Raw genomic sequence first — 15,896 nt, 5'->3', positions numbered from 1 at the left:
CCCCGTACGGGAACTCCGGCCCAGCGAGGGCGGGTTGGGGTGTGCGGCAGGTGGCGTGCATGGGGCACCTCGGCGGTGGGAGGGGGTGGACGTGGGCCAGGGCGGCCCACCGGGGCGGCGGGCGTTCCCTGTCGGCGGGCCGCCCGTCACCCCTTCACGGCGCCGGTCAGCATGCCCTTCTTGAAGTGCTTCTGGACGAACGGCGACAGCACGGCCACCGGCAGCAGCGCCATCACCATGACCGCCATCTGCACGGCCAGCCCCGACAGCTGGCCGGTCCTGATGGCCTGCCCGAGCCCGACCGGCGCCTCCTGCTTCTGCACCAGCTGGATCATGACGTTCTGCAACGGCATCATGTCCTGTTCGTTCAGGTACAGCGAGGCGTTGAACCACGCGCTCCAGTACCCGACCGCGTAGAACAGCGTGATCACCGCGATGACCGCGCGGGAGAGCGGCATCACTATCTGCAGGAGGATGCGGAAGTCGCCGGCCCCGTCGATGCGCGCGCTGTCGGTGAGTTCGGGCGAGATGCCCATGAAGAAGCCGCGCAGCACGAGGATGTTGAAGACGCTCACCGCGCTCGGCAGGATCAGCGCGAGGTAGGTGTCGGTCAGTCCCAGGGTCTGCACCAGCAGGTAGGTGGGGATGAGGCCGGCGCTGAAGAACATGGTCGCCAGCAGGATCATCAGCAGCCAGCGGTGCCCGAGCGAGCCGCTGCGGGAGAGCCCGTACGCGCACAGCACGGACACCGTCATGGAGAACAGCGTGCCGACGAGGGTGACGAGGACGCTGATGACCGCCGCGCGGGTGACCTGCCCGCCGCTGAGCAGCTCCTCGTAGGCGATGAAGGTGATGCCCTTGGGCACCATCACCAGTCCGCCGGCCTCGTCGATGGTCTTGCGCGAGGACAGGCTGGTGACGACGACGATCCACAGCGGGAAGACGATCGCCAGGCAGGCCAGCGCCAGGGCGATGCTCTTGCCGGCGAGGCCCGCCTTGGAGGGCGGCTCCTCCCAGCCGGGCCGGGGCGGGGCCTGCCACCAGTGCGGCGCCTTCTGCGGTCCCGGATCGCTGTCCTGCCGTGGCTCCCAGGTCGCGGTGGTCACTTCTTGTACACCCCCTGCTCGCCCATCAGATGGGCCACCTTGTTCGCGGCGAGGACCAGCCCCAGGCTGACGACGCCCTTGATGAGGCCGGCGGCGGCCGCGTAGCTGAAGTCCTGGTTGCGCACGCCGTTCCACCACACGAAGGTGTCGAGGACTTCCGCGGCCCCCGGTCCGACGGCCTCGCGTTGCAGCAGGATCTGCTCGAAGCCGACCGTCAGGGCGTCGCCGACGCGCAGGACGAGCAGCAGTGCGATCACCGGGCGCAGTGCGGGCAGGGTGACGTGCCACATGCGGCGCCGGCGGCCGGCGCCGTCCATGGCGGCGGCTTCGTAGAGGTCGGGGCTGACGGAGGCCAGCGCGGCGAGGAAGACGATGATCCCCCAGCCGGCGTCCTTCCACACGCTCTCGGCGGTGATGAGCAGGGCGAAGGTGTCCGGGTCGGCCATGATGTTCAGGCCGTCGTGGCCGTGCTCCCGCAGCAGTTGGGAGAGGATGCCGGCGCCGCCGAACAGCTGCTGGAAGACGGCGATGACCAGCACCCAGGAGAAGAAGTGCGGCAGGTAGAGCACGGCCTGGGCGACCGCCCGGACCCGGGGTCTGACCACGCTGTTGATGAGCAGGGCGAGGAGGATCGGGATCGGGAAGAACAGCACGAGCTGGATGACGAACAGCACCAGCGTGTTCTCGACCGCGTTCCAGAAGGCGGAGTCCTCGAAGATCCGCTGGAAGTTGTCCAGGCCCACCCAGGGGCTGTTGAAGATGGAGACGACGCCGTTGTCGCTGATGTAGGGGTCGTACTCCTGGAAGGCGACCACGTTGCCGAGGATGGGCACGTAGTTGAAGAGCAGGACCAGGGCGACCGCCGGCAGGGTCATCAGGAGCAGGACGCGGTCGCGTCTGAACCTGACCCGCAGGCTCGATCCTGAGGCGGGCGCCCTGCGTCCGGGGCCGGTGGCGCCGCCGGACGCCACCGGGTTCTTCTCCGTCTCGTCGGCCTCGGCCCTGCTCCGAGGCACCGTGCTGTGCGACACAGCCGTTCTCCTTGCCTCGCAGCCGGCTCAGCTCGCCGCCGAGCCGTTCTCGTCGAGCAGCTTCTTGTACCAGTCGCGGAGTCGGTCGCCGCCCTTGCTCTTCCAGTCGGCGACGAACTGCTGCATGTCGCTGACCTTCTTGCGGCCGCGGACGATGTCGTCCTCCAGCTGCTCCACGTCGTTGGTGAGGTTGGTGAACCGCGTCGGCTCGGTGATCTGCATGCCGTAGAAGGCCGACTTCTTGGTGAAGGCGCCCATCCGCTGCTGCCATTCGACCTGGCCCCTGGCGACGGCCGGGAAGTCGGGGTGGGCGATGGTCGCGGCGGGGGCGGAGACGAAGGTGTAGGAGTTGGCGACCTCGTTGTTGCCCTTGTCGTTCTTGACGGGCACGCCGTCCTTCACCGTGTAGTGGGTGCCCTCGACGCCGTAGTTGGTGAGCATGTACTCCTTGGTGCCGTACGGGGCGGCGGTCACGTTCGCGAGGGCCAGCGCGTCGCGGACGACGGCCTCGGAGGCCTTCTTGTTGACGAAGGCGAACATGTTGGCCGGGTTGGTGGCCCACAGGGTGGGCTGCCCGCCGTCGTGACCGAAGAGGTCCATGCCCCAGATCTTGAAGGCGGGGTTCTGGGCGGCCTGGCTCGCGGTCTGGACGTACCAGTTGGAGATGTCGTTGTTCCAGATCAGGAACTCGCCGGCGGCGAACTTGGGCGCCGGGTCGGTGGCCTGGCTCTTGCCCAGCTCGAAGTCGGGGTGGACTACCTTGGCGGCGAACAGCTTGCGGGTCCACTCCAGCGCCTCGAGGAAGGCATCCGTCTCGATGCGGTTGACCAGCTTGCCGTCGACCATGTCCCAGCCGAGGGGCTTCTCGCCGCCGGACAGCACGCCGAAGATGTTGAACGCCGTCCACTTCATGTCGCCGCAGGCCCACCGCTTGGCCCGGGCGTTGGTGACCTCCTTGCACAGCGCCAGGAACTCGTCGGCGGACTTGGGGACTTGGTAGCCCTCCTTGTCGAAGACGTCCTGGCGGTAGCAGGGCACGATGTTCGGGACGTACGAGGCGGGGATCGGCAGGCCCATCAGCTTGCCGCCGAAGATGGAGCGCTGCCAGGCCTCGGTCGGGATCGCCGCCAGGTTGGGGAACTCCTTGACCGCGTCCCCGGAGAGGTGGGGGCCGAGGTCGGCGAACTTGCCGATGATGGCGCTCGGTATCTTGCCGCCCATGTTCCAGCCGGGGATGACCACCATGTCGGGGACGTCGCTGGAGGCGAGGACCGCGCCGAGCTTCTGGTCGTAGGTGTTGCCGTCCTGGTTGCGCCACTGGACGTCGACGCCGGCCAGGTCGTTCATCGCCTTGTAGTAGGCGTTGTCGCCCTTGGGCGGTGAGCCCCAGAACGGGGCCATGACGGTGACCTTGCCGCCCTTGCCGAGCTTCGCCGGCACGGAGGACTTCAGGCCCGCGAGGTCGAGCTTGCCGGTGAAACCGACCGCGGAGCCGTTCTTGGAGGCGATGTCGGGGGTGACGATGTTGCCGGCGACGAACGTCGGCAGGATCTTCTTGGCTTTCCTGCCCGAGGTGGTGCCGTCGCGCGAGCCGCCGTCCGAGCCGCCGCAGGCGGCGAGCAACGGCATTCCTCCGGCCACCGCTGCGGTGGCGACCGCCGTGGAGGCGAGGAAGCTTCTCCGGCTGGGCCCGGAAGGACCTGAGGAGGGGGAAGCGGCGTTCGGCGTCATTGCGTCAACCCTTCATGGCGCACCAGGACACCCGGCGGTGGCCGTCGGCTGCGGTGTCTCGAGTGGATCTGGCTGAGCTGAAGCGCGTCCCGACTCCCGGTCCTCCCAGGCCTGGCGCACCCGATGGCTGCTCCGGCCGCTCGTAGGATCGTCGAAGCGCTTCGATGTTGCTGCGAGGTTAAGTGAAGGGCAGGGGGTGCACAAGGGTCGTTCCCAAGATTCCTCGGCGCTTCGCCGGTTCCCCGCACGCGCAGGGTCGGCTTGAAATCACGCCTTGTTGTCGGACTTGTTGCGGTGGGGTCCCTTGACACCCACCCCTGAGGCGAATGAGCATCGAAGCGCTTCGAAAGCGTTCTTCCGCTCCAGCGCCGAGGGGTCCCCACGTGACCGCATCCATGCCGCCCACGCCGCCTTTCCGTGATCCGCGGCTGCCGTTCCCGAAGCGCGTCGACGACCTGCTGGCGCGGCTGACCCCGGACGAGAAGATCTCCTTCCTGCACCAGTTCGTCCCCGCCGTCGAACGCCTCGGGATCGCCGCGTTCCGCACCGGCCAGGAGGCGCTGCACGGGGTGGCCTGGATGGGTCCGGCAACGGTGTTCCCGCAGGCGGTGGGGCTCGGCGCGACCTGGAACCCGGACCTGGTGCGCCGGGTCGGCGAGGCGGTGTCCCGGGAGGTCCGCGCGATGCGCGCCCGCGACGAGCGGGTGGGCCTGAACGTCTGGTCGCCCACGGTCAACCTGCTGCGCCACCCGCTGTGGGGCCGCAACGAGGAGGGCTACTCCGAGGACCCGAAGCTGACCTCCGCCATCGCGACCGCCTACACCCGCGGGCTGCGCGGCGAGCATCCGGTGTACTGGCGCACCGCGCCGGTCCTCAAGCACTGGCTGGCCCACAACAACGAGACCGGCCGCGACGTCACGTCCTCCTCGGTCAGGCCGCGCGTGCTGCACGAGTACGATCTGCGCGCCTTCCGCGAGACGGTCGAGGCGGGCGCGGTCGCCGGGGTGATGCCGGCGTACAACCTGGTCAACGGGCGTCCCAACCATGTCTCGCCGTATCTGCGGGAGCAGTTGCGCACCTGGACCGAGCAGGACCTGATGGTGTGCTCCGACGCGGGCGCCCCCTCCAACCTGGTCGACTCCGAGCACTACTTCGACACGCACGAGGAGGCGACGGCGGCCGCGCTCACCGCCGGCGTGGACAGCTTCACCGACCACGGCACGGACGGTTCGAAGATCACTGCCCGGGTGCGGGGCGCGCTGGAGCGGGGCCTGCTGACCGAGGCCGACGTCGACACGGCGGTCCGCCGGCAGCTCTCCGTCCGGTTCCGCCTCGGCGAGTTCGACCCGCACCACGACCCGCACGCGGACACCGGCGAGTTCGACACCCCGGCCCACCGCGCACTCGCCCTGGAGGCCGCCGAGCAGGCGGTGGTCCTGCTGCGCAACGACGGCGTCCTGCCGCTCGCCGCCGACACCCGGATCGCGGTGGTCGGCCCGCTCGCCGACGAGTGCAAGCTCGACTGGTACAGCGGCACGCTGATCCACCGCTCGACTCCCCTGGCGGGGCTGTACGAGCGGTTCGGGGCGGACCGCGTGGCGTTCGCGGAGGGCGTGGACCGCGTCCTGCTGAAGACGTCCGCGGGCACGTTCCTGCACGTCCCGGCCGCCCCCGGGGCAGCCGACGAGGCGCGTGGCGCGCAGGGCGCCCTGGACCCGGCGCTGCTCGCGGGCCGCACCGACCTCCCCCCGCTCACGGCCGGCCCCGCCGGCACCGAGCTGGCGCTCGCCGACTGGGGCGACGGGGTCCTCACCCTGCGCGCTCCCGACGGCCGTTACCTCTCGGTCGCCGAGGACGGCTTCCTGCGGGCCTCCGCCGACCGGCCCGGCGGCTGGATCGTGCAGGAGACGTTCCGCCTGGAGGCGGCACCGGGCACCGGGGCCGACGCCCATGGCAACGGTCACCTCCTCCGGCACATCGGAACGGGTCGCCACGTCTGTGTCACCGCCGAGGGCGTGAAGGTTGCCGAGGACGAGCCCGAGGTGTTCGAGCTGGTCGTCGTCGAACGCGGCGAGGACGCGGTGGCCCGGGTGGCCGCCGAGGCGGACGTCGTCGTGGTGGTGGCGGGCAACGACCCGCACATCAACGGCCGGGAGACCGAGGACCGCACCACCCTGCGCCTGCCCGCGCAGCAGGAGCGGCTCCTGACGGCGGCCCGGTCCGGCGACGCGCGCGTGGTGCTGGCGCTGGTGTCGGCCTACCCGTACGCGGTCGACCCGGGGCCGCTGTCCGGGGTGCTGTGGACGGCGCACGGCGGCCAGGCAGGGGGCACAGCGCTGGCGCGGGTGCTGGCCGGCGACGTCTCCCCCGCGGGCCGCCTGCCGCAGACCTGGTACGCCGACGACGCGGACCTTCCCGACCTGCTCGACTACGACGTGATCGGTGGCCGGCAGACGTACCTGTACTTCGAGGGCAGGCCGCTGTTCCCGTTCGGGCACGGACTGTCGTACGCGTCGTTCGCGTACGCCGGTCTGAAGGCGCGCGTCGGGGACGACGGCGCGGACACGGCACGGGTGTCCTTCACGGTCGTCAACACGGGGGACGTCCCCGCCGACGAGGTCGCGCAGCTCTACACGCGCGCGGTGGACCCGTCGGTGACCCGGCCCCGCCGCGAGCTGCTGGCCCACCGCCGTCTGACGCTCGCGCCGGGCGAGAGGGCCGAGGTGTCCTTCGAGGTCCCGCTGTCCGCCTTCGCGTTCTGGGACGTGGCGCGGGGCGGCTGGCGGCTGGAGCCGGGCCCGTACGACCTGCTGGTGGGCTCCTCCAGCGAGGACGTGCGGCTGCGGACGACGGTCACGCTCGGCGGGGAGCCGGCCGCCCCGCGCCCGGTGCTCCGCGAAGGACTCGCGGCCGTCGACTTCGACGAGCAGGGCGGGACCGAGATCGTCGACCGGACCAAGGCGTCGGGCGACGCGGTGACGCCGGCCGCGGGCGGCGCGGGCGAACTGCTGTACCGTGCTTGCGACTTCGGGGCGGGGACGGCCGGCGTGAGCGTGTCGGCGGCCGGCTCGGGCACGGTGGAGCTGACCGTGGACGGCGGCCCGGTCCTCGCCGCGCTGACCCTCGCGACGCCGACGGCGGGGCCGTACGACTACGTCACCCTGGACGCCCCGTTCACCGCGGCGGGCGTGCGGGATCTGCGGCTGAGGCTGCGCGGCCCCTTGCGGCTCGCGCGCGTCGGCTTCTCCGGTTGAGGGTCCGGAGGGGGCCGGCGCAGAGAAGGGGCCCGGCACCGGAAGGCCACGGATGCGGACAGCATCCGGACGGCCTCGGTGCCGGGCCCCTTCAGAAGGGCTACGGCGAAGGGCTACGGCGTGTTTCGCACCAAGCCCCGGCGTCCGCTCAGAGCGCGAGGCCGGTGAGGACCAGCACCCGCTCGTAGGTGTAGTCGTCCATCGCGAACCTCACGCCCTCGCGGCCCACGCCGGACTGCTTGGCGCCGCCGTAGGGCATCTGGTCGGCGCGGTAGGAGGGCACGTCGCCGATGACGACGCCGCCGACCTCCAGCGCGCGGTGGGCGCGGAAGGCGACCTGGAGGTCGTGGGTGAACACGCCCGCCTGGAGGCCGTACTTGGAGTCGTTGACGGCGGCGAAGGCCTCGTCCTCGCCGTCCGTCCTGCGCACGGTGAGGACCGGTCCGAAGACCTCCTCGCAGGCGATCGTGACGTCCGCGGGCACGTCGGTGAGGACGGTCGGCGCGTAGGTGGCGCCGTCGCGCTTGCCGCCGGTGAGCAGGGTCGCGCCCGCGGCGACGGCCTCGTCCACCCAGGTCTCGACGCGCTTGGCCGCGTCCTCGCTGACCAGCGGGCCGACGTCGGTCGCGTCGTCGGACGGGTCACCGGTGCCCTGGGCCTCGACGGCGGCGACGATGCGCGGCAGCAGCCGGTCGTACACGGCGGCGTCCGCTATCACGCGCTGCACGGAGATGCAGGACTGGCCGCCCTGGTAGTTGGAGAAGGTGGCGATGCGGGCGGCGGCCCAGTCCAGGTCGGCGTCGCTTGACCAGTCGCCGAGGACGACGGCCGCGCCGTTGCCGCCGAGTTCCAGGGTGCAGTGCTTGCGCGGCACCGAGTCCATGATCGCGTAGCCGACCTTCTCGGAGCCGGTGAAGGAGATGACCGGCAGCCGCTCGTCCTGGACGAGGGCGGGCATCTTGTCGTTGGCGACCGGGAGGATCGACCAGGAGCCGGCGGGCAGGTCGGTCTCGGCGAGCAGGTCGCCGAGGATCAGACCGGAGAGCGGGGTGGCCGGGGCCGGCTTGAGGATGATCGGCGCGCCGGCGGCGATGGCCGGGGCGACCTTGTGCGCGCACAGGTTCAGCGGGAAGTTGAACGGCGCGATGCCGAGGACGACGCCCTTGGGGAAGCGCCGGGTCAGCGCCAGGCGTCCCTGGCCGCCGGCGTCGGTGTCCAGGCGCTGCGCCTCGCCGCCGTTGAACCGGCGGGCCTCCTCGGCGGCGAACCGGAACACGGAGACGGCCCGGCCGACCTCGCCGCGGGCCCACTTGATCGGCTTGCCGTTCTCCGCGGAGATGAGTCGGGCGATCTCCTCGGTGCGCTCGGCGAGGCGCTTGCTGACGTGGTCCAGGGCGGCGGCGCGGACGTGGGCGGGGGTGGCGGCGAACTCGTCCCGCACGGCGTACGCGGCGGCCACGGCCTCCTCGACCTGGGCGTCCGTCGGCACGCTGACCTTGCCGACGAGACGGCCGTCCCACGGGGAGCTGACGTCGAAGCTGTCCTCGCCGGTGACCTGGCGGCCGGCGAGCCAGAAGGCGTGGGTGGAAGTCATGTGTCGGTCCGGCCCTTCCGTTCGGGGGTGTGCTGGGTTTCCGGGTCCACCGTAGGGCTGTGGGGGCGCGTGAGCGCTTGTCCGAGTCGTACGGGTGCGGGGCGCGGGTGCGCCGGTTTGGCGGGGTCGCTCATGGCGTGCCTCAGGAAGAGCCGCAGCGCCCCCAGCAGCACCACGCACAGGCACCAGCTGGCGACGACGTCCAGCGGCCAGTGGTAGCCGTGTCTGACCAGCCCGAACGAGACGGCCAGCACCAGGGCGACGGCGAGGGCGGCCGCCGCGCGCCGGGCGGCCGCGCTGACCAGCCAGGGCAGCAGCAGGAGCACGGCGGCCCCGTAGGCGACGCCGGCGGTCGCCGTGTGCCCGGACGGGTAGTAGCCGGTGGCGGGCGGCACGACGGGCGTGCCGGGCCGGGCCGTCCACTCCTTCAGCGGTACGACGATCAGCGCCACCAGCGTCAGCAGGACGAACGCGGTGACCGGCGGCAGCCACCAGCGGCGCCGGCCGGCCGCGTTGCCCCGGCGGACGGCGTACAGGGCGGCCAGCAGCAGGGCCGGCACGGCGACCTCCACGTTCCCCAGGGAGGACAGCAGGTCGGAGGCGCGGTCGGGGCGGACGAGGGCGTGGCTGAGGCGTCCGTCGAACCGCAGCAGCGGGCCGTCCACGGCGACCTGCCAGGTGATGAGGACGAAGAGGAGGGCGGGCAGGCCCAGCAGGAACGTGAACTCGAGGCCCGGCCTGGGGGCTCCCGGAGCCCGGTCGGGGGTCGCCTGCGGCGCGGACGCGTCCTCGGCTCGCTGGTGGGGGCGGGTCGGCATGCGCCCAGCTTGTCAGGTGCGGCCCGTCGCACGGGGCGGACGTGCGGCAAGTCGGGCAAGTGGGGCAGGTGTGCGCTCGTACGGAACCGCTCGCGGGACCAGCCGGGAAAGAAGAAGACCCCGGGCCGTGAGGTCCCGGGGTCCGCGTCGCGTGGTCGGCGCGTCAGAAGGAGGTCGGCCACCCCGGAACAGGGGGGGTGGTTCCGGGGTGGCCGTCCGGACCGGAACGCCGGCCGCCCCGGGGGGTTTGGGGCGGGCGACCGTCCGATCGGTGAGGAGATCCGAAGCGCTGGGCCCCGGTTGTGTGCGCGAGGCACGACCAGGTCGAAGCTGGGGAGGCCCCGGCCTGGGCGCCCGCAGTCACCTGCGGGCGGGGTGTATCTCTCATCTGCCTAGAACCTACGGCAGTCGATCCCGCGGCGACAGACGGATTTCCGTCCCGCCATCCACCTCGCACACGTTCTTCACACTCTGCCCTCCGCGCCGCAGTCGTCAGACGCGGGCGAAGGCCTGCTCGATGATGTCGAGTCCCTCGTTGAGCAGGTCGTCGCCGATGACCAGCGGGGGCAGGAAGCGCAGCACGTTGCCGTAGGTGCCGCAGGTCAGGACGAGCAGCCCCTCCTGGTGGCAGGCCTTGGCGAGCGCGGCGGTCGCCTCCGGGTTCGGCTCCTTGGTGGCGCGGTCCTTGACCAGCTCGATCGCGATCATCGCGCCCCGGCCGCGGACGTCGCCGATGACGTCGAACTTGTCCTGCATGGCGGTGAGGCGGGCCTTCATGGTCGCCTCGATGCTCTTCGCCCGCGCGTTGAGGTCGAGCTCCTTCATCGTCTCGATGGAGCCGAGCGCGCCGGCGCAGGCGACCGGGTTGCCGCCGTAGGTGCCGCCGAGGCCGCCCGCGTGCGCGGCGTCCATGATCTCGGCGCGGCCGGTGACGGCGGCGAGCGGCAGACCGCCCGCGATGCCCTTGGCGGTGGTGATCAGGTCGGGGACGATGCCCTCGTCCTCGCAGGCGAACCACTGGCCGGTGCGGCAGAAGCCGGACTGGATCTCGTCGGCGACGAACACGATGCCGTTGTCGGCGGCGAACTGGCGGATCGCGGGCAGGAAGCCCCGGGCCGGCTCGATGAAGCCGCCCTCGCCGAGCACCGGCTCGATGATGATCGCGGCCACGTTGTCCGCGCCGACCTGCTTGGTGATCTGGTCGATGGCCTGCGCGGCGGCCTCGGGGCCGGCGTTCTCCGGGCCGGTCGGCCAGCGGTAGCCGTAGGCGACCGGGACGCGGTAGACCTCGGGCGCGAACGGGCCGAAGCCGTGCTTGTACGGCATGTTCTTCGCCGTCAGCGCCATGGTGAGGTTGGTGCGGCCGTGGTAGCCGTGGTCGAAGACGACGACCGCCTGGCGCTTGGTGTAAGAACGGGCGATCTTGACGGCGTTCTCGACGGCCTCGGCGCCGGAGTTGAACAGCGCGGACTTCTTGGCGTGGTCACCCGGGGTGAGCTCGGCGAGGGCCTCGGCGACCTCCACGTAGCCCTCGTAGGGGGTGACCATGAAACAGGTGTGGGTGAAGTCGGCGAGCTGGGCGCTCGCGCGGCGCACGACGGCCTCGGCGGAGGCGCCGACGGAGGTCACGGCGATGCCGGAGCCGAAGTCGATGAGGCGGTTGCCGTCGACGTCCTCGATGATGCCGCCGCCGGCGCGCGCGGTGAACACCGGCAGCACGGAACCCACGCCCTGCGCGACCACGGCGGTGCGGCGGGCCTGCAGCTCCTGCGACTTCGGGCCGGGGATGGCGGTGACGACGCGGCGCTCCTGCGGAAGTGCGGTCATGGGGGCTCCCTGATGATCTTGCGACCCGGGATTCCGGGTGTGCGGCGGTTCCGGTTGTTCCGGGTGTGGTGAGGACGCTCGGACTTCGTTTCTCGCAGGTTAGGGCGGTTCGGAAAGCGTGGGCATGCTCCATGTGGGCGTTGTCGGCGGGACCGGTTGTCCGTAGTGGACATAGCGGACCCGGCGGCACCCGGACCGGGCCCGGCCGTGTGAGCGGTGGACTCCTTCGGACGGGGCGTTAGATTGACTCGCTGACGGTGGACGGAGCGGCTGGTCAGGGGGCAAGGGCGATGAACAGCGACGGGACGCGGGACACGCACGACACACACGCGAGCCCTGTACCACGCCCTGCGGGGCCGCCGCCGACACCGCCGGCCCCGTCCCAGGTACCCCCGGCGCCCCCACGGACACCGCCCCGCCCGACGCGGGCTCCGGGCGCGTCCGAGCAGACCGCGAAGCCGGCGCAGCCCCCCTCCTCCGCCGTGGCCGCCTGGCTGAACGAGGCGCGGCCCGAGGCACGGCCCGGCATCTGGCGTCTCGGGTACCGGCCGCCGAAGGAGGGGCAGGCGGCGCAGCGGCTGGCTCCGGTGACGGTCGTCGGGATGCTGATCCCGCTGGTGGTCGCGCTGGTGCTGTGGTCGCTGTGGCGGCGCGGCGGCCTCCCCTACCAGTTCGCCCCGCTGCGCCTGTTCACCCCGGACGACTGGTGGTGGGGCGGCACCATCGCCTCGCCGAAGACCACGGAGGGCGCGGAGGCCCGGGTGGTCTACGACGGCGTCTTCTTCGCCGTCCTCCTCTACGCGATGGGCCGGCTGGGCGGCTGGGCCGAGGCCGTGCGTCACTTCGTCGGCCGCCGGCCGCAGCCCTCGCGGGCGCTGCTCGCCCTGCTGGGCGCGCTGGTCGCGCTGAGCTTCGTGTTCCCGGACGCCTTCCCCGGCGTCGGCTGGGCTCCCCTGCCGGTGGTCGCCCCGCTGTTCTCCCTGGTCGTCCTGGTCTCCGGCGGCTACGAGCTGTTCGCCTCCCCCCTGTTCACCGACTCGCTGTACGCGGTGATCACCCTGCTGGTGGCGTGGCCGTTCGCGGTGGTCGGCGGCTGGCTGCCCTGTCTGAGGGAACGGCTCGCCGCCCGGCGCGCGGCCGCCGACCCCGCAGCGCCGGTGCCCGTGGAGCTGCCGCGCGCGCAGTGGCCGCGGCTGCGGGAGGCCGGGCAGTACGAGGCGGCGGAGGTGCTGACCGCCGAGGTGGCCGCCGGGCGGATGAACGACGTGGACTGCGCGCGCCTCACCCGCGCGTGGGAGTCGGGCTCAGGCGACTTCCGGGACACCGTGCTGCGCGAGGGCGGCGCCGCCTGGACCCACCCCTCCGGCTCCCGCGACCTGCCCCGGCGGGCCGCCCGGCACGACGTGCTGGCCGGTCAGGTGCGCATCGGGCGCTGGGTGGCCGGTGAGCGCGCGCCGCTGCCCTACCACGAGGCGGGCGCGGCGCTCTGCCCGGACGTGCTGGGCACCTCGCTGCTGGCCGTGGGGCCGTCCGGTTCCGGCAAGACGCGCACGCTCGTCGAGCCCGTGACGGAGGCGCTGGCGCTGCAGGCGCTGACCGGGGGGTGCGCCTTCGTGGCGGTGTCCTCCCCGGGGAGCCCGCTCGGCTCGGACTCCGCGTTCGACGTGATCGTCCGGATCGGCGACCGGTCGTCCGTGCACGACCTGGACCCGTACGCCGAGTCGGAGGACCCGGACGAGGCCGCCGGGGTGCTCGCCGAGGCGCTCGTGGGCGACCTCGACGCCGTCGGCGGCCAGGCCGCGGCCACGGCGCTCGCCCAGCTGCTCGGCCCCTACCGGTCGGCGTACGGCCGCTTCCCGACGCTGCCGGTGCTGCGCGAGCTGCTGGAGGGCGAGCCGGCGGCGCTGTCCGCGCTGCGGGAGGCCGTCGCAGGGGACGAGGTCATGCGCCGCGAACTGGAGGCGCGGGTACGCCAGTCGGGCACTGCGGGCGATCCTGGCCGGGCCCTGGCCGACCGGCTGGCGCTGCTGAACCGTCCGGCGTTCGCGGGGTTCTTCGGGGGCGGTGAGCGGGCCACCGGGCGTGAGGACCACCACGCGGGCGGCGGTGAACAGCGGGCGTTCTCGCTGCGCGCACTCGCCCACCACCCGCTGCGGGTCCGGATCGACCTGCCCGAGCGGGGGCACGAGGAGGCCGGGCGGCTGATCACCCGGCTCGTGCTGGCCCAGTTCCACTCGGTCGTCCGGGAGGGGCGGCGCGCGCACTTCGCGTGTCTGGTGCTGGACGACGCGACGGGGACGGTCACCGCGGACTCGGTGCGCCGCATCCAGCGGCTGCGCTCGCAGAACGCGGGCGTGCTGCTCGCCCTGCGCAGCGTCGCCGACGTCCCGGAGGCGCTGCACGGCCCGCTGTACGCGGCCGTCGGCTGCCGGATGGCGTTCTCCGGGATCACCACCTGGGACGGCGGCCGGTTCGCGCAGAGCTGGGGCACCGAGTGGGTGGAGACGAAGGAGGTCGCCCAGCACACGGTCTTCGCCGACCAGCCGATGACCCGCGCGCTGCACGCCCTGCGCAAGCTGGTGACCGGCCGGGCGGTGACCACGGACGCGGTGACCGTGCGCCAGGTGGAGCGGGAGCGGTGGTCGGCGTCGCAGCTGGCGCACGAGGTGCCGCCGGGGCACGCAGTGCTGTCGCTGACCAGCGTCAAGGGTGAGCACACGCCGCCGCTGCTGCTGGACCTGAGGGGCTGAACGCGACACCGGAACCCCTACAGTGAGGCAGAATCGGCACAGGCTCTTCATACGAAGCGGCCAATGGATCACCTGCCCGGTCGCCCCCGCCGACCTGAGGCCCGAGACCTGAAGGCCCCATGGCTCCCACGCTTGCCTCGCTCGTCCACCACTCGGCGCTGAAGCTGACCGTGCGGGCGGGCGGGGACCGTCTCGACGTGCCGGTGCGCTGGGCGCACGTCAGCGAGCTCGCCGACCCCGTGCCGTACATGGAGGGCGGGGAACTGCTGCTGATCACCGCGCTGAAGCTGGACGCGGAGGACCCGCAGGCCATGCGGCGCTATGTGCGGCGGCTGGCCGGGGCGGGCGTGGTGGGGCTGGGCTTCGCCGTCGGGGTCGCCTACGACGAGATCCCGAAGGCGCTGGTGGAGGCCGCGGAGAAGGAGGGCCTGCCGCTGCTGGAGGTGCCGCGCCGCACACCGTTCCTCGCGATCAGCAAGGCGGTGTCGGCGGCGATAGCGGCCGACCAGTACCGTGCGGTGACGGCCGGGTTCGCCGCTCAGCGGGAGCTGACGAAACAGGCCCTGGCGGCCGGTCCGGAGGGTCTGCTGTCCGCGCTCGCCTCACAGGTCGACGGCTGGGCCGCGCTGTACGACGCGTCGGGCTCGGTCGTCGCGGCGGCGCCCGAGTGGGCGGGAGGGCGGGCGGCGCGGCTCACCGCGGAGGTGGAGCGGCTGCGTGAGCGCCCGACGCCGGCCTCGGCGGTGGTGGGCGGGCCCAGTGGCTCCGCGCCCGCCCAGGGCGCGGGGGACGCCAAGCCCGCCGAATCCGCCGAGAACGCCGACCGCGTCGAGCTGCACTCCCTCGGCGCGGGCCGTCGCCCGCGCGCGACGCTGGCGGTGGGGACGGCGGCGGCGCTCGGCACGGCGGAGCGGTACGCGGTGCACTCGGCGATCGCCCTGCTCACGCTCACCATGGAGCGCTCCCGCTCGCTGCAGGCGGCGGAGCAGCGGCTCGGCGCGGCGGTGCTGCGCATGCTGCTGGCGGGCGAACCGGACCACGCGCGGGCCGTCGCCGGTGACCTGTACGGCGAGCTGCTGGACGCGCCGTTCAGGGTCCTCGTGGCCGAGCCGGCGTCCACCAAGCCGGCGGGGGATCCGCTCGCCGGCCTCGCGGGTCTGGTCGACGTGGCGGAGTCGGCGGCGGCCCGCTCGGGGGAAGCGGTGCTGGTGGTGCCCGAGGGCGGCCGGCTGGTGGCGCTGGCGGCGGACGGCGGGGCGGCGGTCGCGGCCTGCACGCGGTACGCGGCGGCGCGGGAGGGCAAGCGGACCGGCGGCGGGGACGGCGACGAGGACGCGATGGTCGTCGGCCTGTCCGCGCCGGCCGGTCCGATCGCGGCGGCGGCCGCCTACAAGCAGGCTGAGCAGGCGCTGTCGGTGGCCCGCCGCCGGGGCCGCGTCCTCGTCGAGCACGAGCAGCTGGCGGCGGGCTCGGTGCTGCCGCTGCTCGCGGACGACGCGGTGAAGGCCTTCGCGGACGGCCTGCTGCGCGCCCTGCGCGAACACGACGCCAACGGCCGCGGCGACCTGGTCGCCTCGCTGCGCGCCTGGCTCTCCCGGCACGGCCAGTGGGACGCGGCCGCGGCCGACCTGGGCGTCCACCGCCACACCCTGCGCTACCGCATGCGCCGGGTGGAGGAGATCCTCGGCCGCTCCCTGGACGATCCGGACGCCCGGATGGAGCTCTGGCTGGCCCTGAAGGCGACGTCCACGGAGTAGCCGTACGGCCTTCGCGCGCGGGCGGCCC

Annotated in this window: 9 protein-coding genes; 3 read left to right on the top strand and 6 right to left on the bottom strand. The window is 72.9% G+C overall.

All coding sequences use genetic code 11. The features are described from left to right. Positions 1 to 146: 146 nt before the first annotated feature. From ACFYXA_RS31350 to ACFYXA_RS31340, 3 genes are read right to left on the bottom strand one after another with little or no spacing between them, the layout of a single operon-like run. Positions 147 to 1,106 (bottom strand): carbohydrate ABC transporter permease, encoded by a 960-nt coding sequence (locus ACFYXA_RS31350; RefSeq protein ID WP_352247121.1) that lies wholly within the window; start codon positions 1,104 to 1,106, stop codon positions 147 to 149. After that, a complete protein-coding gene (locus tag ACFYXA_RS31345) occupies positions 1,103 to 2,137 on the bottom strand; it encodes an ABC transporter permease (RefSeq protein ID WP_389039225.1) in 1,035 nt (344 codons plus the stop codon). Before ACFYXA_RS31345 ends, ACFYXA_RS31350 begins: the two co-directional genes overlap by 4 nt. Positions 2,138 to 2,164: 27 nt before the next feature. Then, positions 2,165 to 3,868 carry an extracellular solute-binding protein gene (locus ACFYXA_RS31340; protein WP_389039222.1) on the bottom strand — a complete coding sequence of 568 codons (1,704 nt, stop codon included), beginning with the start codon at positions 3,866 to 3,868 and terminating at the stop codon, positions 2,165 to 2,167. Between the two features lie 383 nt (positions 3,869 to 4,251). Here ACFYXA_RS31340 and ACFYXA_RS31335 point away from each other — a divergent pair, with 383 nt between their 5' ends. Further along, complete coding sequence (locus ACFYXA_RS31335) at positions 4,252 to 7,122, top strand: glycoside hydrolase family 3 C-terminal domain-containing protein (RefSeq protein ID WP_389039219.1); 2,871 nt, start codon at positions 4,252 to 4,254, stop codon at positions 7,120 to 7,122. Positions 7,123 to 7,270: 148 nt separating this feature from the next. On the opposite strand, the gene ACFYXA_RS31330 is transcribed toward ACFYXA_RS31335, so the two are convergent. From ACFYXA_RS31330 to gabT, 3 genes are all read right to left on the bottom strand, one after another. Continuing rightward, positions 7,271 to 8,716 (bottom strand): aldehyde dehydrogenase family protein, encoded by a 1,446-nt coding sequence (locus ACFYXA_RS31330; protein WP_356679330.1) that lies wholly within the window; start codon positions 8,714 to 8,716, stop codon positions 7,271 to 7,273. Continuing rightward, entirely contained in the window at positions 8,713 to 9,534 is an 822-nt protein-coding gene (locus ACFYXA_RS31325; RefSeq protein WP_352247126.1) for a phosphatase PAP2 family protein, read from the bottom strand. Before ACFYXA_RS31325 ends, ACFYXA_RS31330 begins: the two co-directional genes overlap by 4 nt. Before the next feature lie 492 nt (positions 9,535 to 10,026). After that, the gene (gene gabT / locus ACFYXA_RS31320) at positions 10,027 to 11,361 is read right to left on the bottom strand and encodes a 4-aminobutyrate--2-oxoglutarate transaminase (protein WP_130444776.1); all 1,335 of its coding nucleotides are present in this window, start codon (positions 11,359 to 11,361) and stop codon (positions 10,027 to 10,029) included. Between the two features lie 290 nt (positions 11,362 to 11,651). On the opposite strand from gabT, the gene ACFYXA_RS31315 reads away from it, so the two are divergent. After that, positions 11,652 to 14,111, top strand: a complete 2,460-nt coding sequence (locus ACFYXA_RS31315) for an ATP/GTP-binding protein (protein WP_389039215.1) — start codon at positions 11,652 to 11,654, stop codon at positions 14,109 to 14,111. 119 nt (positions 14,112 to 14,230) lie between these two features. After that, a complete protein-coding gene (locus ACFYXA_RS31310; RefSeq protein ID WP_389039212.1) occupies positions 14,231 to 15,868 on the top strand; it encodes a PucR family transcriptional regulator ligand-binding domain-containing protein in 1,638 nt (545 codons plus the stop codon). Positions 15,869 to 15,896: the final 28 nt, after the last annotated feature.

The organism is Streptomyces sp. NPDC002566 (assembly GCF_042889585.1).
GTDB lineage: Bacteria > Actinomycetota > Actinomycetes > Streptomycetales > Streptomycetaceae > Streptomyces.
The sequence above is the reverse complement of the archived record's forward strand: the minus strand, read 5'-3'. Positions and strand labels throughout refer to the sequence as shown.

What these genes read in the sequence shown, in the direction of transcription:
- ACFYXA_RS31310 (WP_389039212.1), top strand. Translation starts at nt 14,231, where the DNA reads ATGGCTCCCACGCTTGCCTCGCTCGTCCACCACTCGGCGCTGAAGCTG.
- gabT (WP_130444776.1), bottom strand. Translation starts at nt 11,361, where the DNA reads ATGACCGCACTTCCGCAGGAGCGCCGCGTCGTCACCGCCATCCCCGGC.
- ACFYXA_RS31340 (WP_389039222.1), bottom strand. Translation starts at nt 3,868, where the DNA reads ATGACGCCGAACGCCGCTTCCCCCTCCTCAGGTCCTTCCGGGCCCAGC.
- ACFYXA_RS31330 (WP_356679330.1), bottom strand. Translation starts at nt 8,716, where the DNA reads ATGACTTCCACCCACGCCTTCTGGCTCGCCGGCCGCCAGGTCACCGGC.
- ACFYXA_RS31325 (WP_352247126.1), bottom strand. Translation starts at nt 9,534, where the DNA reads ATGCCGACCCGCCCCCACCAGCGAGCCGAGGACGCGTCCGCGCCGCAG.
- ACFYXA_RS31315 (WP_389039215.1), top strand. Translation starts at nt 11,652, where the DNA reads ATGAACAGCGACGGGACGCGGGACACGCACGACACACACGCGAGCCCT.